This is a genomic window from Lysobacter sp. 22409 (assembly GCF_052045105.1).
GTDB lineage: Bacteria > Pseudomonadota > Gammaproteobacteria > Xanthomonadales > Xanthomonadaceae > Lysobacter > Lysobacter antibioticus_B.
On sequence record NZ_JBQEOE010000040.1, the window covers coordinates 31,953 to 57,389 of the forward strand.

Here is a 25,437-nt window from a genome sequence, read left to right on the forward strand (position 1 = left end):
GAAAACCGCCGCGGCCCGCCTACAATTGCGGTTCTTATCCCACCCGAAGCAGACGAATGTACGAACCCATCCTCGACGCCCTGCGCCGCGGCGCCACCGCGGAGGCGTTGTCCGCCGCCGAGCAGGCCGTGGCCGCAGACCCGCAAGACGCTGCCGCGCATCGCCTGCACGCCGCCGCGCTGCGCCTGGGCGGCGACCGCGAAGGTGCGGTCGCGGCGATCGATCGCGCGATCGGCCTGGCCCCCGAGGATGCGCAGCTGCATCTGGAACGCGCCGGCGCGCTGCTCGACGGCCGTCAGCTCGACGAGGCCCAGGCCGCGCTCGCCACCGCGATCGGGCTCGACCCCAATCAGTTCCCGGCCTACATCGTCAAAGCTCACCTCGCGATCGCGCGCGGCGACCTCGATGAAGCCGAGCGTCTGGGCCGCACCGCGGCGCGCATCGCCCCGGGCCATCCGCAGGTCGCCGCCGTGGAAGGTTCGCTGGCGCTGCGCCGCGGCGACAACGACCGCGCCCTGGCGGTGCTCAGCCAGGCCGCCTCGCTGGCGCCGGAAGACGCCCAGATCATCCATGCGCTCGCCTTCGCTTACCTCGCCAAAGGCCATCTGGCCTTCGCCGAGCAGGCTTTCCTGACCCTGGCCGAGCGTCAGCCCGAGCAGCCCACGCTGCAGCTGATGATCGCCGACCTGATGCGCCGCCAGCAGCGCTTCGGCGAAGCCGCCGACCGCGTCGCCGCGGTGGCCCAGCGCGAGGATGCCGGCTTCGGCGTGCAGCGTTGGCTCGGCGAACTCGAACTCGACGCCGGCCGCCCCGAGCGTGCGCTGCCGGCGCTGCGCTCGGCGCTGGCCGTCATCCCCGACGACCCGCGCACGCTCAACGCGATCATGGAAGCCTGGCGCCGCCTCGACGACGTCGACGATGCGCGCCGTACCCTCGAATCCGCGCTCGCCACCCACGCCGACCTGCCCAACCTGTGGCGCGCGCGCCTGGCCCTGGAGCCGTTCGCCGAAGCCGGCGCGATCGAAGTCATCGAGCGCTGGCAGCAGGCCATGCCCGATCACCTGGGCGCGCTGGAAGCGCGCGCGGCGGTGCACGATTACCTCGGCGAACGCGCCCAGGCCGAAGCCATCGCCCATCGCATCGTCGAGCTGCATCCCGGCGACGTGCGCGCCGAGATGCGCATCGTCCAGGGCCTGGCCGAGACCGATCCCGACGCCGCCGCCGAACGCATCGAACGCCTGATCAGCCTGTCGCCGGATCCCTTGGTCAAGCGCGAGTTGCGCCAGTTGCTCGGGCGCGCCTTCGACCTGGCCGGCCAGCCCGAAGCCGCGGCCGCGACCTGGGCCGAGCTGCATGCCGAAGTCATCGACCAGCGCCTGCCGCGCAACACCATCAGCCGTCGCAACGCCGCCGAATGGCCGGCGATGGCACCGGTCGCCGACGGCGCCCAAGGCGTGCTGTTGCTGTGGGGCGCGCCGGGTTCGCGGGTCGAACGCTTCGCCCAGATGCTGACCGCAGTCGGTGCGCCGCTGTTGGTCGATCGCTACGGCGAGCAGCCGCCGACCGATCCGCTGCAGCGCTACGGCACGGTCGAGGAATTGCTCGCCGGCACCCTCGATCCGGCCTTCCTGGTCAAGATGTACCGCGCCGCCTTGCCCGCGCGCGGCGCCGCCGAAGGCCCGGTGTTCGACTGGCTGCTGTGGTGGGACAACGCCCTGCTGCGCGCGCTGCGTCCCTACCTGCCCGAAGCGATGATGCTGATCGCGGTGCGCGACCCGCGCGACATGCTGCTCGACTGGCTGGCCTTCGGCAGCACCACGCCGTACGCGCTGGAAACGCCCGAAGCCGGCGCGCGCTGGCTGGCCCAGACCCTGGACCAGGTCGTCGACCTGCACGAAGGCAATCTGTTCCCGCACAACCTGGTCAAGCTCGACGAGATCGTCGACGACCCGGGCGCGCTCGCCCAGGCCGTCGCCGACACCTTGCGCATCCAGGTGTCGCTGCCGAACGATCTGTCGCTCGGCGGCGTGCGTCTGGCGGCGGGCCGTTGGCGCGAGTACACCGGTCCGCTCGGCGAAGCCTTCGCCCTGCTCAAGCCGGTCGCCCGCCGCCTGGGCTATCCGGAAAACTGAGCCGAAGCGGCACGGCGCATCCGCCGGATGCGCCGTGCCGTCCTCCCTACCCACGACACGGACGCCGCGCTGACGGCGCCGTCGATGCAGGAGCCCGACATGCGTATCCACAGCAACAGTTTCGAGCACGGTAAGCGTCTGCCGGCCGAGTTCGCCGCCGGCCAGGCCACCGCCGAGGGTTTCGGCTTCGCCGCCAACCGCAATCCGCACCTGGCCTGGGACGGGGTGCCGGCCGGCACGCGCTCGTTCGTGCTGTTGTGCATCGACCCGGATGCGCCGACCGTGCCGGAGATGGTCGACCGCGACGACGTGCAGATCCCGGTCGACCAGGTGCGCGGCGATTTCTTCCACTGGGCGATGATCGATATCCCTGCCGCCGTCACCGAGATCGCCGCCGGCAGCTGCAGCGACGGCGTGACCGCGCACGGCAAGCAGAACCCGGCCGGTCCGGCGGGCGCGCGCCAGGGCATCAACGATTACACCGGCTGGTTCGTAGGCAACCCGGACATGGCCGGCGACTGGTACGGCTACGACGGCGCCTTCCCGCCGCCGAACGACCTGCGTCTGCACCGCTATTTCTTCCGCGTGTTCGCCCTCGACGTCGAGCGCCTCGAGGTGGATGCGCGTTTCACCGCCGGCGAGGTGCTGTACGCGATGCAGGGCCACGTGCTGGGCCAGGCCACGACCTATGCGACGTATGCGTTGAATCCGGCGGTCGCCGGCTGATCGACGGCGCACGGCATCGCCGCTGGGCGAGCGTGCATCGGCACCGGAGCGGCGCGCACCGCGATTGCGGGCGCGCTGTCGGTTGCCCTAGAGTCCGCCGAGGGGGCCCGCTTCGGGACCGACAGGGAGCACGACCGACATGGACGACAACCCGTATCACGCACCGCAGACCGACGTGCATGCGGACGAGCGCATGGCGAAGCTGGAGGCGGCGAGCTTCCTCCGGCGCTTCTTCAACTACTTCATCGATTTCATCGCCTGTTATGCGATCGGCTTCGTGCTGGCCTTCGCCTACGTTCTGTTCGCCGGGGAAGGCGCGCTGGCCTGGATGGAGCAGCCGAACCTGCTGCGCGACTACGCCATCGGCGTGGGCCTGATGCTGATCTACTACATCCCGCTCGAAGGCATGTTCGGCGTCACCGTGGGCAAGCTCATCACCGGCACCCGCGTGGTCGACGAGCAGGGGCGTCCGCCGAGTTGGGGGCAGGTGATCGGGCGCAGTGTCGCGCGCCTGATCCCGTTCGAGCCGTTTTCGGTGCTGTTCTCGGACAGTCGCCGTCCTGCCGGCTGGCACGACCGTCTGCCGAAGACCCTGGTGGTGCGGACGCGCTGAGCCCAGCGCGTCCGCGGTGGAGGCTTACGACTTCGGCGCCGGCACCAGTTCGCTCTCGACCACCATGTCGAGCACGTAGGCCACCGACGAAGCGTCGGCCGGCGGGTTCTTGATGTCGAACTTCTTGACCCGCACGACGTTGCGCACGCCGGCTTCGTGCTTGTAGCCCTCGATGTCCTGGTACAGGAACTGCCACTCGCCCGGCGCCTGCGACACGCCGTTGGCGTCGTAGCTGCGCTCGCGCACCCACAGGCACTGGTGCTTGGGCATCAGCGGATGCGGGCAGGTGCGGCGCTGCGCGTCGACCTCGAAGAACACGGTCGCGCCGGCGCTGCCGTAACGGGTTTCCGCGGTCGGCTCGCCACTGAGGCTCAGCGTGCTGCCCGAGGCGGTGGTCAGCAGCAGGCGCGGCTGCGGCGCCTCGCCTTCGATGGCGAACTTCGCGCTGCCTTCGAGCTGCTTGGAAATCTCGCTGTCCATTTGCATCAGGCGCTGGTCCTGGCAGGCCATCAGCGTGGTCTGGAACTGCTTGACCTCGATACGGTCGCCCTTGAGCGCGTACATCGCGCCGACGTGGTTGCAGCCGCCGGACACGCCGAGGCGGTCCTTGACGAAGCTCAGCTGCAGGCCGTACTTGCCTTCGCGCTGGAGCGTGGCGATCGGCTTGCCGGCGCTGTCGGTGGCCGAGTCGAGATTCCACTTGTAGCCGTCCAGGTCGATGGCGGAAGTCGCCGGCGCGGCATCGGCCGGCGCGGCGCTGTCGTGGGCGAGCTTGGCGGTGTCGCCGTTGCCGGTGTTGTGGGAAGGCGCGGCGCAGGCGGCAAGCAGGGCGAGCGACAGCGCGGCGGCGGACAAAACGAGGGGGCGAGTGATAGTCATGGGGCGTGATGATCCATTGTTTGCTGCGAAGACAGGATCAACGGCCGTGCGCGGGCCATGGGGTTGGCCGCGTTCAGCCGCGGGTCGGCCAGGGCCGATCATTGGGCGACCGCTCCGCCTACGCTGCCGTTCACATGGGTCGGTTCCGGGGCCGAGGGCGTGGCGTAGTCCAGCGCATACGAGCTTACGAGCCGGCCGCGCAGCATCAGCGGGTAATGGCGAACATGGACGAGTTCGTGCGCCCCGGGTGAATGGCGATAGCCCTCGATAAGGCCGTAGAAGCGATGCCAATCCGAGGCCGACACCCGCCGGCCGAGGACGTAATGCAGCTCGCGCACCCACAGGCAACGGGATGCGGCGACCAGCAGGCCTTCGCAATCGACTTCTTTCGCCGCGACCTCGAGCGTCATCTCGACCGGTTTGCTGCCCCACAGCGCATCCGCGGTCTGCAAGACCAACTGGGTGCCGTTACGGCTGGTCAAGTGCAGGCGCTGGCGCACGCCCCGGCCCTCCAGGCGGTAGCGATAAGGCGAGAGCAGGTATTCGTGGACCGCGATCGAAGTCGCCTGGGCGAGATGGTTGACACAGCCGAGGGCCTGTTGAACTTCATCGGACACCTCGAGGACATCGCCGCGCAGGCGATAGTTGCCGGACATTTCGCCGCAGTGTCCGTCGATCGTCAGGCGTCCGTCGTCGCCGAACTCGAAATGGATTTGCGAGAACGCGTTCGGCTGCAGCTCCGGCAGCGCGCGGCCGTCGGCCGCGGTCGCGAGCAGTATCTGCCAGCGATAGCCGACCAGGCCTTGCGGGCCCGGATCCGGTTTCGGCGGTGGCGGGCGCTGCGTCACCGCGGCCGGGCGCGCGTCGCCCGGTTTGGCGGTGGGTTCGGGCTCGGTCGCCGCCGCCGCCGAAGTATGGCCGGGCAGATCGCCGGCCCCGCTGCTGCAGGCGGCCGTGAGCAGGGCGGCGACCAGCGTCAGCAGAGGCGCACGGTAGCGATGGGTGGAAACGGAAGATGGCGTGGGCATGAGGGCCTCCTTGGCGAGATGGCATAGCCTGGGTCGCGCGTGCCGTCGCGCGCCATCGCCGAGGCGCGGACAAATGCGGGTTCGGTCACGTTGTCGAAGAAGGAAACAGCTCGCGCCCGCCCGCGTTTCAGCGCGCCGGCGCGGCCGGCAGGCCGATCAACTGCATGTGCGCGCCGTCGTCGGCCGTGAGGCGCAGGACCGGCGCGCGGCTGCGGGTGTCGATGGAGAAATGCGCGCCGATCAGGGGCTGGGCGAAAAAGGCGCGCTCCATCGCCGCGCCGCCGCGGCAGCCCGCCACGGTCTGCACCGCGTCGAGCCGTTCGTCGTGCACGATCCGTTCGCCTTCGACCCGATAGGCGCCGCTGATGGTGTTGCAGGCCCCTTTCACTCGATAGCTCTCGTCGCCGAAGCTCACATGCAGGCCGCGTCGACGCGCTCCGCGCAGCTCGCCGACGCGACGGCCCTGCGCATCGGTGGCCTCCAGCGGATACCAATCGAAGGCGCGCAACAAGCCGGCCTGGGTCTGCGGCAGCGGATACGTCGGGGCCGAGCGTTTCGACGCGACGGATGAGGACAGCGAACAGGCCGCGAGCGCCGCGGCGAGCGCTGCGGCAGAACAGATCCGGTGCATGCCGACTCCATGTCGAAGGGGATGCGCTGCGGGCACGACAGCGCCCGCGGCTCCTGGGCGAACGCGCCGTCGCGCCGCGCGGGGTTCAGGACTTCGGCTTGGCGAACTTTTGCGCCAGTTCGCGCTGGGCGCGCTCCAGGTCGAGGCGGCCGTCGCCGTCGTCTTCCTGCTCGCTTTCGTCGGCGAGCACGGCGTCGATATGCCCCAGCAGTTCCGCCGGGGTGACCACCGCGCACTGCATCGTCGTGTTCGGGAACACGCCGACGCCGAGGCCGGCTTCGGTCAGCGCCGGTGCGGCCTTCGCGCGCCAGGCTTCCAACTCGCGCAGCACCGGCGCATAGCCCTTGAGGTTCGGCGCGGCTGCCAGGGCGGCGCGCGCGGTGCCGGTCGAGGGCCATACCGGCAGCAGTTCCTGGCCGTCGGCGTCGAACAGGGTCAGGACGAATTCGCCGGATTCGGCGACCCACAACTGCCCGGTGCCTGCGATGGCCGCGACGAAGGCGGCGTAGCGCTCGGGTCCGGACAACTGCGCGTAGTCGAGCAACTCTTGTTCGGCGGCGCGATCTGCTTCGTTCATGGCGGCGGCTCCTGCCGGTGGGGCGACTCGATCAGCTGGGGCGATGTCATTCAACTGCCTGAGGGCATCAACAGCAACAGCGCTGCGCCGAACACGAAGCGGTAGATCGCGAACGCGGTGAAACGGTGGGTCTGGATATAGCGCAACAGCCACTTCACCGCGATGAAGGCGGTCACCGCCGAGGCGACGAAGGCCACCGCGAGCGCGTTCCAGTCTTCGTTGGCCGCGGCGGGCGTGCCGAGCACGCCGAGCAGTTCGTAGCCACTGGCCGCGAACATGGTCGGGATGCCGATCAGGAAAGTGAACTCGGTCGCCGCGGCGCGGCTGGTGGTGCCGGCCAGCAGGGCGATGAAGATGGTCGCGCCCGAGCGCGAGGTGCCCGGGAACACGCCGGCGACGACCTGGGCGATGCCGACCAGGGTCGCGACGGTCCAGGTGATCTCGCTGCGTTCGCCGAGCGCGGCGGCGCGCTTGGCGGCGAAATGCTCGGCCGCGATCATCCACACACCGCCGAGCACCAACGCCCAGGCGATCGGCAGCACCTGGTCGGGCAGGGAGAAGCCGGCCTTCTTGACCGCGATGCCGAGCACCGCGGTTACGCCGAAGGCGAGGGCGAGCTTGAACAGGTAGTCGCGGTTGTCGCGCTGGCCGAAGCCGGTCGCCAACGTCCACAGCCGGCGCCAGTAGATGACCACCACGGCCAGGATCGCGCCGGCCTGGATCGAGATGTTGAACAGGTCGGAGCGATGCCCGAGCCAGTGTTGCGCGATCAGCAGATGGCCGGTGCTGGAGATCGGCAGGAATTCGGTGATGCCTTCGATGATGCCGAGAAGCAGGGCGGCGAGCAGGTCGGTCATTAGGGGCGGGGGTCTTGGGTCGGGGAGTCGGGACGCCGGCGGCGCGATCGGGGGTTCGCGGCGGCGCGCCAGAATAACGGAAAGCGTGCCGCACTAATTTGGTGCGATTGCTTGCTTCGTTGCGCTCATCTGGTGCGTTCTGTCGGCAGTGAATCGAGGATTCGCTTTTATTTCATTGGCTTACCGGCGACTGAAAGTTGGCACGACGCTTGCTTGCCCAATAGGCAGGCGGCTTCAATGCCCTCGTGTTGCACGACTCTTTCACCCGACTCCCCATTCCCGGAACGAACATGTCTCTCGAACAGGTCGAAAAGCTCATCAAGGATCACAAGGTCGAATTCGTCGACCTGCGTTTCACCGACATGCGTGGCGTGCAGCACCACGTGACCTTCCCCAAGTCCATCGTCGAGCCCTCGCTGTTCGAAGACGGCAAGATGTTCGACGGTTCGTCGATCAGCGGCTGGAAGGGCATCAACGAGTCGGACATGATCCTGCTGCCGGATCCCTCGACCGCGTTCCTGGACCCGTTCACTGCCGATCCGACCGTCGTGCTGACCTGCGACATCCTCGACCCGGCGACCATGCAGGCCTACTCGCGCGATCCGCGCGGCGTCGCCAAGCGCGCCGAGGCCTACCTGAAGTCCAGCGGCGTCGCCGATCAGGCCTTCTTCGGCCCGGAACCCGAATTCTTCATCTTCGACTCGGTCCGTTACGCCAATGAGATGGGCCACACCTTCTTCCACATCGATTCGGAAGAAGCCGCCTGGAACTCGGGCAAGGAATACGAAGGCGGCAACAGCGGTTACCGTCCGGGCGTGAAGGGCGGTTATTTCCCGGTCGCCCCGCTCGACTCGCTGCACGACATCCGCGCCGAGATGTGCAAGACCCTCGAGCAGGTCGGCATCGAAGTCGAAGTGCACCACCACGAAGTCGCCAACGCCGGCCAGTGCGAGATCGGCACCAAGTTCAACTCGCTGGTCGCCAAGGCCGACGAGCTGTTGACGATGAAGTACATCATCAAGAACGTCGCCCACCGCAACGGCAAGACCGCGACCTTCATGCCCAAGCCGATCGTCGGCGACAACGGCAGCGGCATGCACGTGCACCAGTCCTTCGCCAAGGGCGGCGTCAACCTGTTCAGCGGCGACGGCTACGGCGGCCTGTCGCAGATGGCGCTGTGGTACATCGGCGGCGTGTTCAAGCACGCGCGCGCGATCAACGCCTTCACCAACTCGGGCACCAACAGCTACAAGCGCCTGGTGCCGGGCTACGAAGCGCCGGTGATGCTGGCCTATTCGGCCCGCAACCGTTCGGCCAGCTGCCGCATTCCCTACGTGGCCAACCCGAAGGCGCGCCGCATCGAGATGCGCTTCCCCGACCCGATCCAGTCCGGCTACCTGACCTTCGCCGCGCTGATGATGGCCGGCCTGGACGGCATCAAGAACCAGATCGACCCGGGCGCGCCGAGCGACAAGGACCTGTACGACCTGCCGCCGGAAGAGGAGAAGGGCATCCCGACCGTATGCCACTCGCTCGACCAGGCGCTCGAAGCGCTCGACAAGGACCGCGACTTCCTCAAGGCCGGCGGTGTGTTCACCGACGACTTCATCGACAGCTACATCTCGCTGAAGATGCAGGAAGTGACCAAGTTCCGCGCCGCGACGCATCCGCTCGAATACCAGATGTACTACGCGGTCTGATCACATGAGCGCCTACGCCTTGCCGCCACCCGCCTGCCGTCCCGATCGCCCGCGCCGCTTCGATGCGGCGCGGCGGGATGCCACGCGGCGGCGCGCGGACGCGATGCGCGACATGCGGTAACCAGCACACGGCCCGGGGCTAACGCTCCGGGCCGTGTCGCTTTCAGGGAAGACGAACCCTCCCGGGCGACGCCACTCGCCCACGCCACCCGATATCGGCCTGAGGTCGACGTCGCGGGAGCGGCTTGCCCGAACAAACCCAGGACACGCAGCGCAAAGTCCCGGACCGAAAACCGAAAACCGAAAACGAAGCAGAACGCAAACCCCGAAACCCAGAAACGATCGACCGACGCACTGCAGCCGACGCGACGAGTACGCAGCCATCGAGCCGCGACCGATCGACCCGCGCGGTGCCAGGACGACCGCACCGACAGGAGGACAGCCATTCGACGCAGGCGCGGACCGCAGAGTCCGCCCGCGCGTCCACCTCCGGCACGAGTACGACGAAGGCGTCGACGCGGCCGGAGCGCAACGAAGCAATGACCGGGGAGGGGCCACCGCTTATGAGGAGCCTGCGTCATGTCGTTACATCGCAAAACCGAACACGCCGGCGCCACCGCCGGTAAGACCGCGCTGGCCAAGGCGGCGCTCGCCACCGCGCTCGCGTTCGCCGCGCTCGCGGCCACGACCGCGCACGCCGGAACCTCGGGCTCGGTGAGCCTGACCAGCGACTACCTGTTCCGTGGGGTGTCGCAGAACAACCAGAACCCCGCCTTGCAGGGCGGTATCGAGTACGCGCACGACAGCGGTTTCTACGTCGGCGCCTGGGGCAGCAACGTCAGTTGGCTGTCGGACACCGTGGTGATCGGCGACGACATCTCCAATAGCCTCGAACTCGACGCTTACGCCGGTTACCGCGGCAAGGCCGGCGAGCTGTTCTCCTACGACGTCGGCGTGCTGACCTACTACTACCCCGGCGACTACCCGAGCGGCTTCAACAGCCCGGACACCACCGAGATCTACCTCGGCGGCACGCTGGCGCCGTCGGAGACGGTGTCGGTCGGGCTCAAATATTCCTATGCCGTGACCGACCTGTTCGGTTACGCCGATTCCGACGGCAGCGGTTACCTCGACGCCAACCTCAACTGGACCTTCCAGCCGGGCTGGACGCTCAACGTCCACGGCGGCAAGCAGTGGATCGAGCACAACAAGGATTTCGAGTACGCCGACTGGAAAGTGGGCGTGACCAAGAGCTTCGACAACGGCTTCTCGGTCGCCGCCGCCTACAGCGACACCGATGCCGAGCAGGCCTTGTACACCAACGCCCACGACAACTTCCTGGCCGACGACGCCTTCACCCTGACCGTGAGCAAGGCGTTCTGAGCACGCCCCGCGCACGACCGCACACGAACCACCACGGAGCCGCGAGATGAAACTGATCATTGCCATCATCCGCCCGTTCAAGCTCGACGAGGTGCGCGAGGCGCTGACGGAAGTCGGCGTATCGGGCATCACCGTCACCGAAGTCAAAGGCTTCGGACGCCAGAAGGGCCACACCGAGTTGTACCGCGGCGCCGAGTACGTCGTCGATTTCCTGCCCAAGCTCAAGATCGAGTGCGCCGTCCCCGACAGCCTGCTCGACGCGGCCTTGGAGTCGATCCAGAACGCCGCGCGCACCGGCAAGGTCGGCGACGGAAAAATCATCGTCCTGCCGGTCGAGAACACGGTGCGCATACGCACCGGCGAGCTCGACGACGACGCCCTGTGACCCTCCACGCGAGAAACGAAATGAAAGACACGACGATCGATTCCCGCTCGCGCGAGCGGATCACCCGCACCCTGGCCCTGACCGCCGCGCCGGCCCTGGCGCTGCTGTCGGCCGGCGCCGCGCACGCGCAGGAGGCCGCTGCCGCGGCCGTGCCCGTGGTCGACAAGGGCGATGTCGCCTGGATGCTGACCTCGACCCTATTGGTGCTGTTGATGACCGTACCGGGCCTGGCCCTGTTCTACGGCGGCCTGGTGCGCTCCAAGAACGTGCTGTCGGTGCTGATGCAGGTGTTGGCGGTGTTCTCGCTGATCGTCCTGCTGTGGGTGACCTACGGTTACTCGCTGGCCTTCGGCGGCGGCAACGCCTTCATCGGCACCTTCGACAAGTTGTTCCTCAAGGGCGTCGACAAGGCCTCGCTCGCGGCAACGTTCACCGCCGGCGTGTCGCTGCCGGAGTACGTCTTCATCGCCTTCCAGTCGACTTTCGCCGGCATCACCGGCGCCCTGATCGTCGGCGCCTTCGCCGAGCGCATCAAGTTCTCGGCGGTGCTGCTGTTCTCGGCGATCTGGTTCACCTTCGCCTACCTGCCGATCGCGCACATGGTCTGGTACGGGCCCGACGGCTATCTGTTCGCCAAGGGTGCGATCGATTTCGCCGGCGGCACGGTGGTGCACATCAACGCCGGCATCGCCGGCCTGGTCGGCGCCTATTTCGTCGGCAAGCGGGTGGGCTACGGGCGCGAGGCGATCAAGCCGCACAACGTCACCTTCACCATGATCGGCGCGTCGCTGCTGTGGGTGGGTTGGTTCGGCTTCAATGCCGGCTCCAACCTCGAAGCCACCGCCGGCGCGGCGCTGGCCTTCCTCAACACCTTGCTGGCGACGGCCGCGGCGGCGTTGGCCTGGAGCCTGGTAGAGAAGGTGATCAAGGGCAAGCCGTCGATGCTCGGCGGCGCCTCGGGCGTGGTCGCCGGCCTCGTCGCGATCACCCCGGCCTGCGGCACGGTCGGCCCGTTCGGCGCGATCGCGATCGGCGCGATCGCCGGTGCGGTCTGCGTGTGGGGCGTGCATGGCCTCAAGCGCCTGTTGCGCGCCGACGACGCCCTCGACGTGTTCGGTGTGCATGGCCTGGGCGGCATCATCGGCGCGCTACTGACCGGCGTGTTCAGTTCGCCCGCGCTCGGCGGCTTCGGCCTCGGCGCCGGCAACGAGACCATCGCCCAGCAGGTCGGCGTGCAGGCGCTGAGCGTCGGCATCACTGTGGTCTGGTCGGGCGTGGTCTCGGTGATCGCGTTCGCGATCGTCAAGCTGCTGGTGGGTTTGCGCGTGCCGGAGGAGTCCGAGCGCGAAGGCCTCGACATCACCACCCATGGCGAGTCGGCTTACGAGAGCTGAGTTGGGGGAAGAGAGGAACGAATGACTAGGAACTAGGAATGAGGAACGAGTGGGGCCCGACACTGAACTAGTTTCCCGTTCCTCTCTTCTCGCCCCTGCTGCTAGACGCCGCACAGCCCCTCTCCCATTCACGGGAGAGGGGTTGGGGTGAGGACCGCCATCGGCAAGGAAATCCCGGATTCGGCCATTGCCACGGTCCGCACCCGGGCCTAGCATCGGCCGTATGCACATCACCCCGCTCAGCGAAGGCGCATCGCTCTGCACGGTCGATTACCGCTGCGGGGCCGGTCCACAGGATGCGCCCTTCGTCGAGCGCCATCGCAGCCATTGCATCTCCTACGTCCGCCGCGGCAGCTTCGGTTATCGCGTGCGCGGAGAGGCCTACGAGCTCGTCGCCGGCAGTCTGTTGATCGGCCACGCCGGCGACGAATTCCTGTGCACCCACGAGCATCACGGCTGCGGCGACGAATGCCTGTCGTTCCATCTGTCGCCCGAACTCGTCGACGAACTCGGTGCACACAGCGCGCTGTGGCGCGCTGGCGGCGTGCCGCCCTTGCCGGAGTTGATGGTCTGGGGCGAACTCGCCCAGGCCGCGGCCGAAGGGCGCAGCGACCTTGGCGTCGACGAAGTCGGCCTGCTGCTGGCGCGGCGTTGCGTCGACACCGTCGAAGGTACGGCCAGTACGCGGCCACGGCCGCGCGCCGCCGACCGCCGCCGCGCGGTCGAGGCGGCGATGTGGCTGGACGCGAATGCGCATCGCGCCGTCGGCCTGGACGACGGCGCGCGCATCGCCGGGCTCAGCGCCTTCCATTTCCTGCGCCTGTTCGCCGACGCGCTCGGCGTCACCCCGCACCAGTACCTGTTGCGCGCGCGCCTGCGCCGCGCCGCCTCGATGCTGGCCGACCCGCAGCGGGCGATCACCGAGGTGGCCTACGACAGCGGTTTTGCCGACCTGTCCAACTTCAGCCGCAGCTTTCATCGCGCTGCGGGCGTCTCGCCGCGCCGGTTCCGCCAGGCGGCGCGCGGCGACCGCAAGATTTTCCAAGAACGCATCGGCCGCATCGTCGCAAGCTGACCTCCCTTCAAGGAGGTTATGCCATGTACGACCATATCGGTTTGAAGGTGCGCGATCTCGCCGCCAGCCTGAAGTTCTACCGTGCCGCACTGAAGCCGCTCGGCCATGTCGTCGGCTCCAGCGACGACAGCGGCGCCGGGCTCGGCCCGAAGGATGCGCCGGCACTGTGGCTGTATCCCGACGCCGACGCGCGCGGCGGCGCGCATGTCGCTTTTCGCGCCGAAAGCCGCGCCGCCGTCGACGGCTTCCATCGCGACGGCGTCAAGGCCGGTGGCCGCGACAACGGCGGTGCCGGCCTGCGCGAGGACTATGGCGTGGGTTATTACGCCGCCTTTCTGCTCGATCCCGACGGCCACAACGTCGAAGCCGTGTACATGGAATAAGCCGGCGAGACGGCCATCGCCGCGCGGCGGATCGCCCGCGGTCGGGTACGACATGGCTGATGCGGCAAGGTCGTCGACACGACCGTGGCCGGACGACCCATGCGCCGCGCCTGCGGTGCACACGCTCAATTCCTGTCGGCGAATCGTCCGCCGCGCCTTGCCGCGCCACTCTCGGTTGCAACTTTCCAATGGCGAAAAAACCGCCGGGCAAAGTCTTCACGCGTGGCGTCGCAACTCGAACGAACCCGCGCGAACCGCGCTCGCGCAAGCGACTCGTTCAGCCAGCGCGCGATGCCTGCGAGCGAATCCCGTATCCATCCGGCGGGTTCACGAATGCGGTGTGATGCAGATGCATTTGCGCCTTGCGCGCGCGGCATGAGCGCCTAGGCTGCCTAGCGCGGACATAGCGCTGTGTCCGCTCCACGTCCGGACGCGCTCGCGCTAGGCAGCAGTCCCTCCAACAGTCGATCGCGAGAGAGAACCAGGACGGTTCCGCCGCATTGTGCGGCTTACGAAACCTCACGGGAGTTTCGCAATGTCTCAGCCATCAAAGTCCAAGCTCCGCCGGCATGCGCTGGCGGTCGCCACCGTATCCATCCTGCTCGCCGCGCCGGCCTTCGCCGCCGACCGCGTCAACCTCAGCAGCCTCGATCCCGACCGGCCGGTCGCCGGCTTCGTCGTCGCCTATAAGTCGGGTGCGCCGAAAGCCCTGGATTTCCAGCGCGAACTCAGCACCGCCATCGGCACCCTGGGGCAGAAGAACCTGACCATCAAGCACGCCGGCCCGGTCTCGACCGGCGCAGAGCTGATCGAAGTCAGCCGTCCGCTCGACGTGGTCGAAGCGACCACGCTGATGCAGCAGATCGCCGCCAACCCCGATGTCGAATACGTCGAGCCGAACTCGATCTTCCAGCCGATCCTGACCCCGAACGATCCCAGCTATCCCTCGCAGTACGGCCTGCACGGCGCCGCCGGCGGCATCCGCGCCAACACCGCCTGGGACAACGGTTTTCAGGGCCAGGGCAAGATCATCGCGGTGATCGACACCGGCATCACCACGCATCCCGACCTCGCCGCCAACCTGACCACGCCGACCGGCTACGACTTCATCACCAACGTCACCACCGCCAACGACGGCAGCGCCCGCGACAGCAATCCGGCCGACCCGGGCGATTGGTGCGGCACCAACCCGTCGAGCTGGCACGGCACCCACGTCACCGGCATCGCCGCGGCGGTCACCAACAACCAGACCGGCGTGGCCGGCACCGCGTTCCGCTCCAAGGTGCTGACCGCGCGCGCGCTCGGCAAGTGCGGCGGCACCCTGGTCGACATCGCCGATGCAATCACCTGGGCTTCCGGCGGCACCGTCGCCGGCGTGCCTGCGGTCGGCGCCAACAAGGCGGTGGTCATCAACCTCAGCCTCGGCGGCAGCGGCACCTGCAGTTCGACCTTCCAGAATGCGATCAACGGCGCGGTGCAGCGCGGCGTGACCGTGGTGGTGGCGGCCGGCAACAGCAACGCCAACGCCGCCAACTTCCAGCCGGCGAGTTGCCAGAACGTGATCACCGTCGGCGCCAGCACCTCGGCCGGCGGTAAGGCCAGCTTCTCGAACTGGGGCACCACCAGCGTGGTCGACGTGGCGGCGCCGGGCGTGGGGATTTTGTCCACGCTCAACACAGGCGCGACCACGCCGGGCGCACCCAGCTACGCGAACTACAACGGCACCTCGATGGCGGCACCGTTCGTGGCCGGCGTGGTCGCGTTGATGCAGTCCAAGCCGGCGCCCGACGAAGTGCCGGCGGTGATCGAACGCCTGATCAAGGCCACCGCGCGTCCGTTCCCGATCCCGCCGGTGCCGCCGCAGTTGATCGGTACCGGCATCGTCAACGCCGATGCGGCCACCGACGCGATGCCGTAACCGCATCTCTCGTTCGCAAGGCAGTGCCAGGAACCCCGGCTTAGGCCGGGGTTCTTCGTTGGCGCGGCGCCGTGCGCGCGCGCGTGATGCATTGCGCAAACCCGTGCGCATGCACGGGCGAGCAATGTGCTGCGAGTTCCATTGACGCGATCCTTTGCGCCATCGACTTTGGTCGCAGACGCGCAGTCGCCGCGCGCGCGTTGAAAACGCTTACGCCTCGGTGAATGCGCGTTGCGCGTGATCCGCATCACGCTCCCTTGGGACAGTCGTCCTGGCCTCGCCGCGGCGATCGGTTGTGCGATGCAACCATGCTGCATTGCCGCATCCTGTCCGCAAGTTGACAGCGCTGTCATAGCCGCGCTACAAGCTTTGCGCACTGCCGCCGGCCTGTCGGCCCGGCGCGCTCACACCACAGACAACACGATCGGCTCGCAGCCGGCCCCGGGGAGGGGATGTCCTGATGAACGTGCCTATGCACCAGCGTGTCCGCGGTTCGACCTTGAGTTTCGCGATCTTCGCCGCGTTGTTGGCCGGCCATGCCGCCGCCCAGGACAGCGCGTCGACGCCCGCCGATGCGCAGCCCGCATCGGGCAAAGAGGCGACCGATCTGGATTCGGTGATCGTCACCGTCGAACGCCGCGAGCAAAGCCTGCAGAAGTACGCCGGCACCGCGCAGGCGCTGTCGCAGGACGATCTGCGCGGGCTGGGCATCAACAACGAACTGCGCCAGATGCAGGTCGCCGTGCCGGGCCTGAGCATCGCCAACCAGGAAGGCGCAACCGAAGTCTTCATCCGCGGCGTGGGTTCGTCCAACAACACCGAACTCGGCGACCCCGGCGCCGCGCCGCACGTCAACGGCGCCTACATCCCGCGTCCGCGCGGCCTTGGCGGCATGTTCTACGACCTCGAACGCGTCGAGATCAACAAGGGCCCGCAAGGCACGCTGCGCGGCCGCAACGCGCTGGCCGGTACCCTCAACATCGTCACCAAGAAGCCCGAGCTTGGCGGCCAGTTCAGCGGCTACGTGCAGGGCGAGGTCGGCAACCGCGATCAGAAGGGCTACGAGACCGCGCTGAATTTCCCGCTGGGCGAATACGCTGCGCTTCGCTTCGCCGGTTATCACGTCGAGAAGCACGCCGGCTTCAAGAACGTCGGCCTGTGGCAGCACCTCGACCCGGCCGGCATCCAGGACGACAGCGCCGGACGCCTGTCGTTCCTGTACGAACCCGACGACAAGCTGTCGGTGTTCGCGATGCTCGACGTCGGCCGCGAACTCGGCACCGGTTATCCCGGCGCCGGCCTGTTCCGCGCCGCGCAGGAAGGCTATACGTCCGAAGACATCGACATGCGCGATGTCATCTACCGCGGCGTGCAGGGCAAGGTCGACAACAAGCTGTGGGGCTTCCAGGGCACGGTCCGCTACGATTTCGGCGGCGTCGCCTTGGAGTACAACGGCAGCTACCGCGACGTCGATTATTTCCAGATCAACGCCGCCGCCGACGGCAATACCTGGCCGGGGCGCGACCTGCGCGCACGTCCGCCGGGCGAGCCGGCGACCTGGGGCGGCATCGACTACGACAATTTCGGCACCAACTACCTGCAGGCGCGCTCGCAGTCGCAGACCCATGAGCTGCGCCTGTCGTCCGACGACGATGCGCGCTTCCGCTGGACCACCGGCGGCTTCTATTTCCACGAGAAGCAGCAGGTCGGTTTCATGGCCCTCGCCGACAAGGGCGCGTTCTACTCGGGCACCGAATTCACCATGCCCGATGTCGACGGCAAGTCCTGGGCGGCGTTCGGCGACGGCACCTTCGATGTCAACGAGCGCCTGCGGGTCAAGGGCGGCGTGCGCTACACCGACGAGCGCAAGTCGCGCGACGGCATCGGCGGCAACTGGACCATCGGCCTGGGCGGCGACGGCGGCGTGTTCCAGACCCGCCTCGGCACCGAAGGCTTCAAGCCGACCCTGCTCGACCGGCCCTCGTTCGAGGTGACCGGCCTGACCAGCAACGCCGACCTCGCCCGTTTCCTGCTGCAGGGCATCCTGCAGGCCGGCGCGCGCGACACCATGCAGCAACAACTCGCCGGCATCGTCGATGGCAGCCGCCCGAACGGCACCTGCGTCGACCGCCCCGACACCGGCGGCAACACCGTCAACTGCCCGGCTAACGGCCAGCACAGCTTTCTCGTGCTGGGCGTGCCGTCGGCGCAGCACGGCTCGAGCGCATTCGACTTCATCGACTGGCGCCTGGGCTTCGAGTACGACCTCAGCGAGCGCAACCTGCTGTACGCGACCGTCTCCACCGGCCACAAGGCCGGCGGTTTCAACGACAGCTTCGACGTCAACGTGATTCCGGAAACCTACAAGCCGGAGAAACTGACCGCGTTCGAAATCGGCTCGAAGAACTCCTTCGAGTTCCTCGGCCGCACTTCGACCTTCAACGTCAGCGGCTTCTACTACGACTACGACGACCAGGTCTTCCAGGACCTCAGCGTGATTGCCTTCAACCCCGACGGCGAGGCCACCGGTTTCGCCCTGGTCAATCGCAACGTCGGCAAGTCCGAGCTGTACGGCATCGAGGCCGAAAGCCGCCTGCGCTTCGGCGGCGGTTTCACCCTCGACCTCAATGCGCTGTACCTGCAGACCGAGATCAAGGAGGGCATCGTCGCCGACGTGCGCAGCCAGGACTTCGGCAACGGCGGCATCACCTCGCAGATCGACCTGTCCGGCAACGACCTGCCGCTCTCGTCCAAATACACCTTCAATGCGCGTTTGCAACAGGCCATCGAGTTCTCGCGCGGCACCTTCGACTGGCAGGTGCTGGCTGCGTATCGCTCGTCGTTCTTCCTGACCCAGTACAACGACCGCGACGTGATCTTCCTGCGCGACACTGCCGGCACCGTCGACCGTATCGAAGACTCGGCGACCGCGGGCTTCCCCGACGAGCAGAAGGGCTTTACCCAGATCAACGCCGGCGCCGGTTTCACCACGCTCGACGGCGCCTGGCGGGTCGAGGTTTGGGGCAGCAACCTGACCAACAAGGACGTGTCGCAGAAGGCCCTGGTCGGCTCCGGCGTCAACACGCGCTTCCTCAACGATGCGCGCAGCTACGGCGTGCGGGTGCGCTGGAACTTCTGATGGCTGTCGTACCGCGTCCCAAGCCCCTCGCTCCGCTCCGCGCGAACCTCCACGGCGTGCGGGCGGGGCGAAGGGGATTCGAAGCGGACGTGGGCGAAGATCGGGGGGCGTTCGACGAGTTTCCGTGCGCCATCTTCCCGCCGCCGCGCCGCCTCCCGCGCAGCACACTTAGCCACTGCAATCGAATTCATCGATGAACAGCGGCCGCGATCATGGCCGCGCCGCACGGCAGCGCGTAGAACGGCGAAGACACCGCCCCGGACAGATAGGACCGCATGAAACTCTCCCTGCTCGACACCCTCATCGTCCTGGTCTACCTGGCCGGCGTGTTCGCTCTCGCGCAGTGGGTCTCGCGCGAGAAACCCGGGCACGAGAAAACCGCAAAGGATTACTTTCTCGCCAGCAAGGCGCTGCCGTGGTGGGCGATCGGCGCGTCCCTGATCGCCGCCAACATCTCCGCCGAGCAGATCATCGGCATGTCCGGGTCCGGCTATGCGCTCGGCCTGGCGATCGCGTCTTATGAATGGATGGCGGCGGCGACCTTGCTGGTGGTCGGCAAGTTCTTCCTGCCGATCTTCCTGCGCAACGGCATCTACACCATGCCGCAGTTCCTCGAGGAACGTTACGGCACCCGCATCCGCACCCTGATGGCGGTGTTCTGGCTCGGCCTGTACGTATTCGTCAACCTGACCTCGATCCTGTGGCTCGGTTCGCTGGCGATCGTGCAGGTGACCGGTATGGACCAGATGCTGGCGCTGAGCCTGCTCGGCGGTTTCGCCCTGGCCTATCAGCTGTACGGCGGGCTCAAGGCGGTCGCGTTGACCGACATCGTGCAGGTGTCGTTGCTGGTGCTCGGCGGCTTGCTGGTCGCCGGGCTGACCCTGAGCAAGATCGGCGATGGCGCCGGCATCGTCGCCGGCTTCAAGACCTTGTGGGCGACGCATCCTGAGCACTTCAAGATGATCCTGCCGCCGGACAGCCCCTTCTACAAGGATCTGCCCGGCATCGGCGTATTGGTCGGCGGCCTGTGGGTGGCGCACGTCAGCTACTGGGGTTTCAATCAGTACATCATCCAGCGCGCCCTGGCCGCCAAGGACCTGCGCGAGGCGCAGAAAGGCATCGTATTCGCCGCGATCCTGAAGCTGGTGCTGCCGATCATCGTGGTGCTGCCGGGCATCGCCGCGGTGATGCTGGCGCCGGGCCTGGAACGCAACGACGATGCCTACCCCGCGATGATGGCGCTGCTGCCGACCGGCGCGCTGGGCCTGGTGTTCGCGGCCCTGATCGCGGCGATCGTGGCCTCGCTGGCGTCGAAGATCAATTCGGTCGCGACCATCTTCACCCTCGACTTCTACGCCAAGCACCGCCCGGATGCGTCGGAGCGAAAGCTGGTGCGGATCGGCCGCATCACCGCGGCGGTGTCGATCGCGATCGGCATCCTGACCGCGCGGCCGCTGCTAGGCAGCTTCGATCAGGGCTTCCAGTACATCCAGGAATACACCGGCTTCTTCACCCCGGGCATCGTGGTGATCTTCGTGCTCGGCCTGTTCTGGAAGCGCGCCAACGAAGCCGGCGCACTCGCCGCGGCGGTGGGCTCGTTGGCGCTGTCGATCGTGCTCAAGCAAGCCTGGCCGGAGCTGCCCTTCGTCAACCGCGTCGGCGTGGTGTTCGTACTGGCGGCGATCCTGGCGGTGGCGGTGTCCTTGCTGACGCCGTCCGGCGCCGGTCGCGACCGCATCCATACCGACGGCGTGAGCTTTGCCACCGCGCCTTCGTTCAACATCGCCGCGATCGCCGTGCTGGCGATCCTGGTCGCGCTGTACACGCTGTTCTGGTGAGCGCGGCTGTTCTGGTAAGTGCGAGCGCGCGAGCCCGGCGGGCGCCGCGCGTCGCGCATATCGCCTCGGCGCATCGCCCGTGCGCCGGCTCAGCGCCGGCGCGTGCGGCCCTTGCCGATCGGACCGGTCGACTGGCGCAACTGCAGCTCGTAGCCGGCGGTGATCATCTGGCCGCCGTCGGGCGCCTTGATGCGCTTGAACAACTCGTGGGTCGCCAGGCGGCCCATCTCGCGCGTCGGCTGGCGCACCGTGGTCAGCGGCGGATAGATCTGGCGCGCGATCGGCGTGTCGTCGAAGCCGCACACCGACACGTCGCCCGGAATCGACAAGCCCATCTCGCTGGCGGTGCGGATCGTGCCCGCGGCCATGTCGTCGTTGGCGGCGAAGATCGCGGTCGGCCGATCCGCCATCAACAACAGACGCTGGGCGCAGATCGCGCCGGTGTCGTAGTGGAAGTCGCCGTCGATCACCAGTTCGGGATCGTAGGCGATGCCGGCCGCGGCAAGACCGTCGCGATAACCGTTCAAGCGCCACTGGCTGGCGCCGTGTTCGGGATGGCCCTTGATGTGGGCGATGCGGCGATGACCCAGCGAGACCAGGTGGGCCATCATCTCGCGCACCGCGCGTTCTTCGTCGAGGACCACGCCGATGCGGCCGCCGCGCAGTTTCGGCGAGATGTTGGCGTAGGGAATGCCGAGCTGGCCGAGGCGCTTCATCAGGCCGGGGTGATCGGTCAGCGGCGGCGTCAACACCAGACCGTCGGCGCGCGAGTGCTGGATGATCTCGTCGACGTGGGCGACGAATTTGCGTTCGCCGTAGGTCACCGGCGCCAGCATCAGGTTGTAGTGATGGGCGATGCAGGCATCGAGCATGCCGGCCTGCACTTCCATCAGATAGTTGCTCGACGGGTTGTCGTAGAGCAGCGCGACCAGGAACGAACGCTGGCCGGCGAGGCTGCGCGCCGAGGGATTGGGGCGGTACTGCAACTTGCGCGCGGCGGCTTCGACGCGCTTGCGCGTGTCCTCGCTGACGTTCGGTTCCTGGTTGAGTACGCGCGAGACGGTCTTCATCGACACGCCCGCCGCTTCCGCTACATCTTCGATGCGTACTCGCATGACCGGTCGTTTCCCTTGCCGCGTGTTCTGCGCATTTTGCCAGAATGCGCGCCGAATACTCATCTATTGCGCGCGACGACGACGAACGGATTCGCAGATCGTGCCCCATCGTATCGCCCCAACAGGAGTGAACCATGAATGCAACGACGAGCGAACGCGTTCGCGCCGCGGTTCCATCGATCCAAGTGTGCCGCTCGCGGGGGCGCTGGCGGCTGTGCGCGCTCGCCCTCGCCTTGTTGCCGGCCTTGGCCGTCGCGGCCGAGGGCGTAGCCAAGATCGATCCGGCCCACTGGCCGGCGCTGAAGGCGCCCTTGCCGCGCGACGAGGCGCTGGAGCGGCGCATCGCCGAGCTGATGGCGAAGATGAGCGTAGAGGAAAAAGTCGGCCAGATCGTCCAGGCCGACATCAACAGCGCCACGCCCGAGGATGTGCGCAAGTACCATCTGGGCTCGGTACTGGCCGGCGGCAACTCCGAACCCGGCGGCATTTCCGAGCCCGGCGGGCGCTACGACGCGCCGCCGCAGGAGTGGCTGGACATCGCCGACCGCTTCTATGCGGCATCGATAGACGCCAGCGACGGCAAGGTCGCGATCCCCATCCTGTTCGGCATCGACGCGGTGCACGGTCACAATAATCTGATCGGCGCGACCCTGTTCCCGCACAACATCGGCTTGGGCGCGACCCGCAACCCCGAACTGATCCGGCGCATCGGCGAGGCCACCGCGGCGGAAGTACGCGCGACCGGCATGGAGTGGACCTTCGCGCCGACCCTGACGGTGCCGCGCGACGATCGCTGGGGCCGCACCTACGAAGGCTATTCCGAAGACCCGCGGGTGGTCGCCAGCTATGCCGCGGCGGCGATCGAAGGCCTGCAGGGCAAGCTCGGCAGCAAACAATTCCTCGACGGCGCGCACGTGATCGCCACCGCCAAGCATTTCCTCGCCGACGGCGGGACTTTAGAGGGCCGCGACCAGGGCGATGCCCACATCGGCGAGGCCGAACTGCGCGACGTGCACGGCGCCGGTTATCCGCCCGCGCTGGAAGCCGGCGCGCAGACGGTGATGGCCTCGTTCTCGAGTTGGCAGGGCCAGAAGATGCACGGCAACCGCGAGTTGCTGACCCAGGTGTTGAAGCAGCGCATGGGCTTCGACGGCTTCGTGGTCGGCGACTGGAACGCGCACGGGCAGCTGACCGGTTGCAGCAATGAGAACTGCGCGGCGGCGTTCAATGCCGGCGTCGATATGCTGATGGCGCCCGACAGTTGGCGCGGCTATTACGACAATGCGCTCAAGCAAGTGCGCAGCGGCGAGATCGCGATGGCGCGGCTAGACGATGCGGTGGCGCGCATCCTGCGGGTCAAACTGCGTCTGGGCCTGTTCGAAGCCGGCGCACCGTCCAAGCGCCCGCTCGGCGGCAAGTTCGAGGTGCTCGGCAGCCCCGAGCATCGCGCGGTCGCGCGTCAGGCGGTGCGCGAGTCGCTGGTGTTGCTGAAGAACCAGGGCGGCCTGCTGCCGCTGCGGCCGCAGCAACGCATCCTGGTCGCCGGCGATGGCGCCGACAACATCGCCAAGCAGTCCGGCGGCTGGACCCTGAACTGGCAGGGCACCGGCCTGAAACCGGCCGATTTCCCGAATGCGCAATCGATCTGGTCGGGCCTGCGCGAGGGCATCCAGGCCGCGGGCGGCCAGGCCGAACTCGCCGTCGACGGCCAGTACAAGAGCAAGCCCGACGTCGCCATCGTCGTCTACGGCGAGGACCCGTACGCCGAATTCCAGGGCGACCTGCGCACGCTCGCGTTCCGGCCGACCCGCAATCCGGAACTCGAACTGATCAAGCGCCTGAAATCGCAGGGCATCGCCGTGGTCAGCGTGCTGCTGTCGGGCCGGCCGCTGTGGGTCAATCGCGAGATCAACGCCTCCGATGCCTTTGTCGCTGCGTGGTTGCCGGGTTCGGAAGGCGGCGGCATCGCCGACGTGCTGCTGCGCGACGGCCAGGGCGGCATCGCCCACGACTTCAAGGGCAGGTTGCCGTACTCGTGGCCGAAGACCGCGGTGCAGGTGACGAATGTCGGCGACAAGGACTATGCGCCGCAGTTCGCCTTCGGCTATGGCCTGAGCTATGCGCGCGGCGGCGAGGTCGCGGCCTTGTCGGAGGACCCGGGCACGGCCGATCTCGATCAACGTTCGATGCAGTTCCTCGGCCGCGGCGCCTTGCCGCGCGCCTGGCGCCTGCGCGTCGATTCGCAGGGCAAGCACGGCGAAGCGAGCAAGCCGCCGCTGGCGACCGCGGATCGCGCGCTCGCGATCACCGCGGTCGACTACCAGGCGCAGGAAGACGCCTGGCGCCTGCAATGGAACGGCGATGCCAAGGTGGAATGGGTCGCCGACACGCCGGTCGAACTGGTGCGCGAGACCAACGGCGACGTGCAGCTGCTGATCGACCTCAAAGTCGACGCGGTCGGCGCGGGCGAGACGAACCTGATCGCCGCCTGCGGGCCGAAGTGCGGGTCCAAGGTACCGTTCGGCGACACCTTGCGCGGCCTGCCGCGCGGCCAGTGGCTGCGCATCGGCGTGCCCCTGAAATGCGTGCGTGCCGGCGGCGCCGACATGGCCAAGCTCGAGGTGCCGTTCGGCCTGCAGGCCTCGGCCGGGACGACGATCACCCTGCACGAAGTGGCCTATGGCACCGACGCCGACCGGGTCGCGGACTGCAAGCGCCAATAAGCTGCCTCGTCGCAATCGTGGGCGCCCGCGTCATCGCTTTAGCCCCTCTCCCGTTCACGGGAGAGGGGTTGGGGTGAGGGGGGCACCACACCCTGGACAGTTTGTCCTGTGGCAGTTTGCCGCAGGCCCGCCGCGCGGGCATCGACTAGGATGCCGCGCATGAACGCATCGAGCAGTGCACGTCCGCTCCTCAGCGGCCTGATCGTGGACGACGACATGGCCTATGCCGCGACCCTCCAGCGCAGCCTGGGCCGCCGCGGCGTCGAAACCCGCACCGCGGCGAGCATCGCCGAAACCCTGGAACTGGCCCTGCGGCAAGTGCCGGCCTTCGCCCTGATCGACCTCAAACTGGGACACGAATCCGGCCTGCAACTGATCCGTCCCTTGCGCGAGCTGCGCGCCGACATGCGCATCGTGCTGGTGACCGGGTACGCCAGCGTCGCCACCGCGGTCGACGCGATCAAGCGCGGTGCCGACGACTATCTGCCCAAACCGGCGAGCATCTCCAACATCCTCGCCGTGCTCGGACTGGAGTCGTGCGACACGCCCCCGGTGCTGCCCGCGCCGGAGACGATGATGCCGTTGCGGCGGATGGAGTGGGAGCACATCCAGCAGGCCCTGACCGATACCGGCGGCAACATCTCCGCTACCGCGCGTTTGCTTGGGATGCATCGCCGCTCTTTGCAGCGAAAACTGGGTAAACGTCCGGGGCCGGAGCGCGGTTTGATCGGGTTTTGAGGTTGGGGTGGCCTGCGCCGTATCAGTCTTGCGACGCCATCGGCTGGAGCCCAGGGTAGGAGCGACGCAAGTCGCGACCGCGCTGTGATGGTCTTGCTTCGAAGCGATCAAGCAAGGTCAAGGTCAGGATCAAACGCCAAAAGCTTCCGCCACTAAAGCGGCGGGTTACTTTCTTTTGTCATAAGCAACAAAAGAAAGGTAAC

Annotated in this window: 20 protein-coding genes; 14 read left to right on the top strand and 6 right to left on the bottom strand. The window is 67.7% G+C overall.

Annotation, left to right across the window (positions count from 1 at the left end; translation table 11 throughout):
- The first annotated feature begins 56 nt into the window (after positions 1-56).
- The 3 genes from ACTJJK_RS18310 to ACTJJK_RS18320 all read left to right on the top strand — a co-directional run bounded on the left by ACTJJK_RS18310 (position 57) and on the right by ACTJJK_RS18320 (position 3,471).
- Positions 57-2,132, top strand: coding sequence for a tetratricopeptide repeat protein (locus ACTJJK_RS18310; protein WP_031373117.1), 2,076 nt, complete (start codon positions 57-59; stop codon positions 2,130-2,132).
- A 99-nt stretch (positions 2,133-2,231) separates the two neighbouring features.
- Positions 2,232-2,858 carry a YbhB/YbcL family Raf kinase inhibitor-like protein gene (locus ACTJJK_RS18315; protein WP_440730895.1) on the top strand — a complete coding sequence of 209 codons (627 nt, stop codon included), beginning with the start codon at positions 2,232-2,234 and terminating at the stop codon, positions 2,856-2,858.
- A 139-nt stretch (positions 2,859-2,997) separates the two neighbouring features.
- Positions 2,998-3,471: an RDD family protein gene (locus ACTJJK_RS18320; RefSeq protein WP_440730896.1), complete on the top strand. Its 474-nt coding sequence runs from the start codon at positions 2,998-3,000 to the stop codon at positions 3,469-3,471.
- 24 nt (positions 3,472-3,495) lie between these two features.
- Here the strand turns inward: ACTJJK_RS18320 and ACTJJK_RS18325 are convergent, their stop codons facing one another.
- The 5 genes from ACTJJK_RS18325 to ACTJJK_RS18345 all read right to left on the bottom strand — a co-directional run bounded on the left by ACTJJK_RS18325 (position 3,496) and on the right by ACTJJK_RS18345 (position 7,443).
- A complete protein-coding gene (locus ACTJJK_RS18325; protein ID WP_440730897.1) occupies positions 3,496-4,350 on the bottom strand; it encodes a DUF4377 domain-containing protein in 855 nt (284 codons plus the stop codon).
- 98 nt (positions 4,351-4,448) lie between these two features.
- The gene (locus ACTJJK_RS18330) at positions 4,449-5,378 is read right to left on the bottom strand and encodes a DUF4377 domain-containing protein (protein WP_440730898.1); all 930 of its coding nucleotides are present in this window, start codon (positions 5,376-5,378) and stop codon (positions 4,449-4,451) included.
- Positions 5,379-5,505: 127 nt separating this feature from the next.
- Positions 5,506-6,009 (bottom strand): hypothetical protein, encoded by a 504-nt coding sequence (locus ACTJJK_RS18335; RefSeq protein WP_440730899.1) that lies wholly within the window; start codon positions 6,007-6,009, stop codon positions 5,506-5,508.
- Positions 6,010-6,094: 85 nt separating this feature from the next.
- Positions 6,095-6,586 (bottom strand): DUF2750 domain-containing protein, encoded by a 492-nt coding sequence (locus ACTJJK_RS18340; protein ID WP_031373123.1) that lies wholly within the window; start codon positions 6,584-6,586, stop codon positions 6,095-6,097.
- A gap of 50 nt (positions 6,587-6,636) precedes the next feature.
- Positions 6,637-7,443 carry an undecaprenyl-diphosphate phosphatase gene (locus tag ACTJJK_RS18345; RefSeq protein ID WP_031373124.1) on the bottom strand — a complete coding sequence of 269 codons (807 nt, stop codon included), beginning with the start codon at positions 7,441-7,443 and terminating at the stop codon, positions 6,637-6,639.
- A gap of 290 nt (positions 7,444-7,733) precedes the next feature.
- Between ACTJJK_RS18345 and glnA the strand changes: the two genes are divergently transcribed.
- The 9 genes from glnA (at position 7,734) to ACTJJK_RS18390 (ending at position 20,658) form a co-directional block, all read left to right on the top strand.
- The gene (gene glnA, locus ACTJJK_RS18350; protein ID WP_031373125.1) at positions 7,734-9,143 is read left to right on the top strand and encodes a type I glutamate--ammonia ligase; all 1,410 of its coding nucleotides are present in this window, start codon (positions 7,734-7,736) and stop codon (positions 9,141-9,143) included.
- A gap of 579 nt (positions 9,144-9,722) precedes the next feature.
- A complete protein-coding gene (locus ACTJJK_RS18355; RefSeq protein WP_440730900.1) occupies positions 9,723-10,526 on the top strand; it encodes a TorF family putative porin in 804 nt (267 codons plus the stop codon).
- 46 nt (positions 10,527-10,572) lie between these two features.
- Positions 10,573-10,911, top strand: coding sequence for a P-II family nitrogen regulator (locus ACTJJK_RS18360; protein ID WP_031373127.1), 339 nt, complete (start codon positions 10,573-10,575; stop codon positions 10,909-10,911).
- 20 nt (positions 10,912-10,931) lie between these two features.
- The gene (locus ACTJJK_RS18365) at positions 10,932-12,305 is read left to right on the top strand and encodes an ammonium transporter (RefSeq protein ID WP_440730901.1); all 1,374 of its coding nucleotides are present in this window, start codon (positions 10,932-10,934) and stop codon (positions 12,303-12,305) included.
- Positions 12,306-12,528: 223 nt separating this feature from the next.
- Positions 12,529-13,380 (top strand): helix-turn-helix domain-containing protein, encoded by an 852-nt coding sequence (locus ACTJJK_RS18370; protein WP_031373129.1) that lies wholly within the window; start codon positions 12,529-12,531, stop codon positions 13,378-13,380.
- Between the two features lie 23 nt (positions 13,381-13,403).
- Positions 13,404-13,763 (top strand): VOC family protein, encoded by a 360-nt coding sequence (locus ACTJJK_RS18375; protein WP_031373130.1) that lies wholly within the window; start codon positions 13,404-13,406, stop codon positions 13,761-13,763.
- 535 nt (positions 13,764-14,298) lie between these two features.
- The gene (locus tag ACTJJK_RS18380) at positions 14,299-15,681 is read left to right on the top strand and encodes a S8 family peptidase (RefSeq protein ID WP_031373131.1); all 1,383 of its coding nucleotides are present in this window, start codon (positions 14,299-14,301) and stop codon (positions 15,679-15,681) included.
- Positions 15,682-16,141: 460 nt separating this feature from the next.
- A complete protein-coding gene (locus tag ACTJJK_RS18385) occupies positions 16,142-18,820 on the top strand; it encodes a TonB-dependent receptor (RefSeq protein ID WP_440730902.1) in 2,679 nt (892 codons plus the stop codon).
- Positions 18,821-19,095: 275 nt separating this feature from the next.
- The gene (locus tag ACTJJK_RS18390; RefSeq protein WP_223618811.1) at positions 19,096-20,658 is read left to right on the top strand and encodes a sodium/sugar symporter; all 1,563 of its coding nucleotides are present in this window, start codon (positions 19,096-19,098) and stop codon (positions 20,656-20,658) included.
- 89 nt (positions 20,659-20,747) lie between these two features.
- Here ACTJJK_RS18390 and ACTJJK_RS18395 read toward each other — a convergent pair whose 3' ends face one another.
- Positions 20,748-21,773, bottom strand: a complete 1,026-nt coding sequence (locus tag ACTJJK_RS18395) for a LacI family DNA-binding transcriptional regulator (RefSeq protein WP_031373134.1) — start codon at positions 21,771-21,773, stop codon at positions 20,748-20,750.
- A gap of 134 nt (positions 21,774-21,907) precedes the next feature.
- Between ACTJJK_RS18395 and ACTJJK_RS18400 the strand changes: the two genes are divergently transcribed.
- Entirely contained in the window at positions 21,908-24,496 is a 2,589-nt protein-coding gene (locus tag ACTJJK_RS18400; RefSeq protein ID WP_440730903.1) for a glycoside hydrolase family 3 N-terminal domain-containing protein, read from the top strand.
- 159 nt (positions 24,497-24,655) lie between these two features.
- Positions 24,656-25,234 carry a response regulator transcription factor gene (locus tag ACTJJK_RS18405; RefSeq protein ID WP_036149219.1) on the top strand — a complete coding sequence of 193 codons (579 nt, stop codon included), beginning with the start codon at positions 24,656-24,658 and terminating at the stop codon, positions 25,232-25,234.
- Positions 25,235-25,437: the final 203 nt, after the last annotated feature.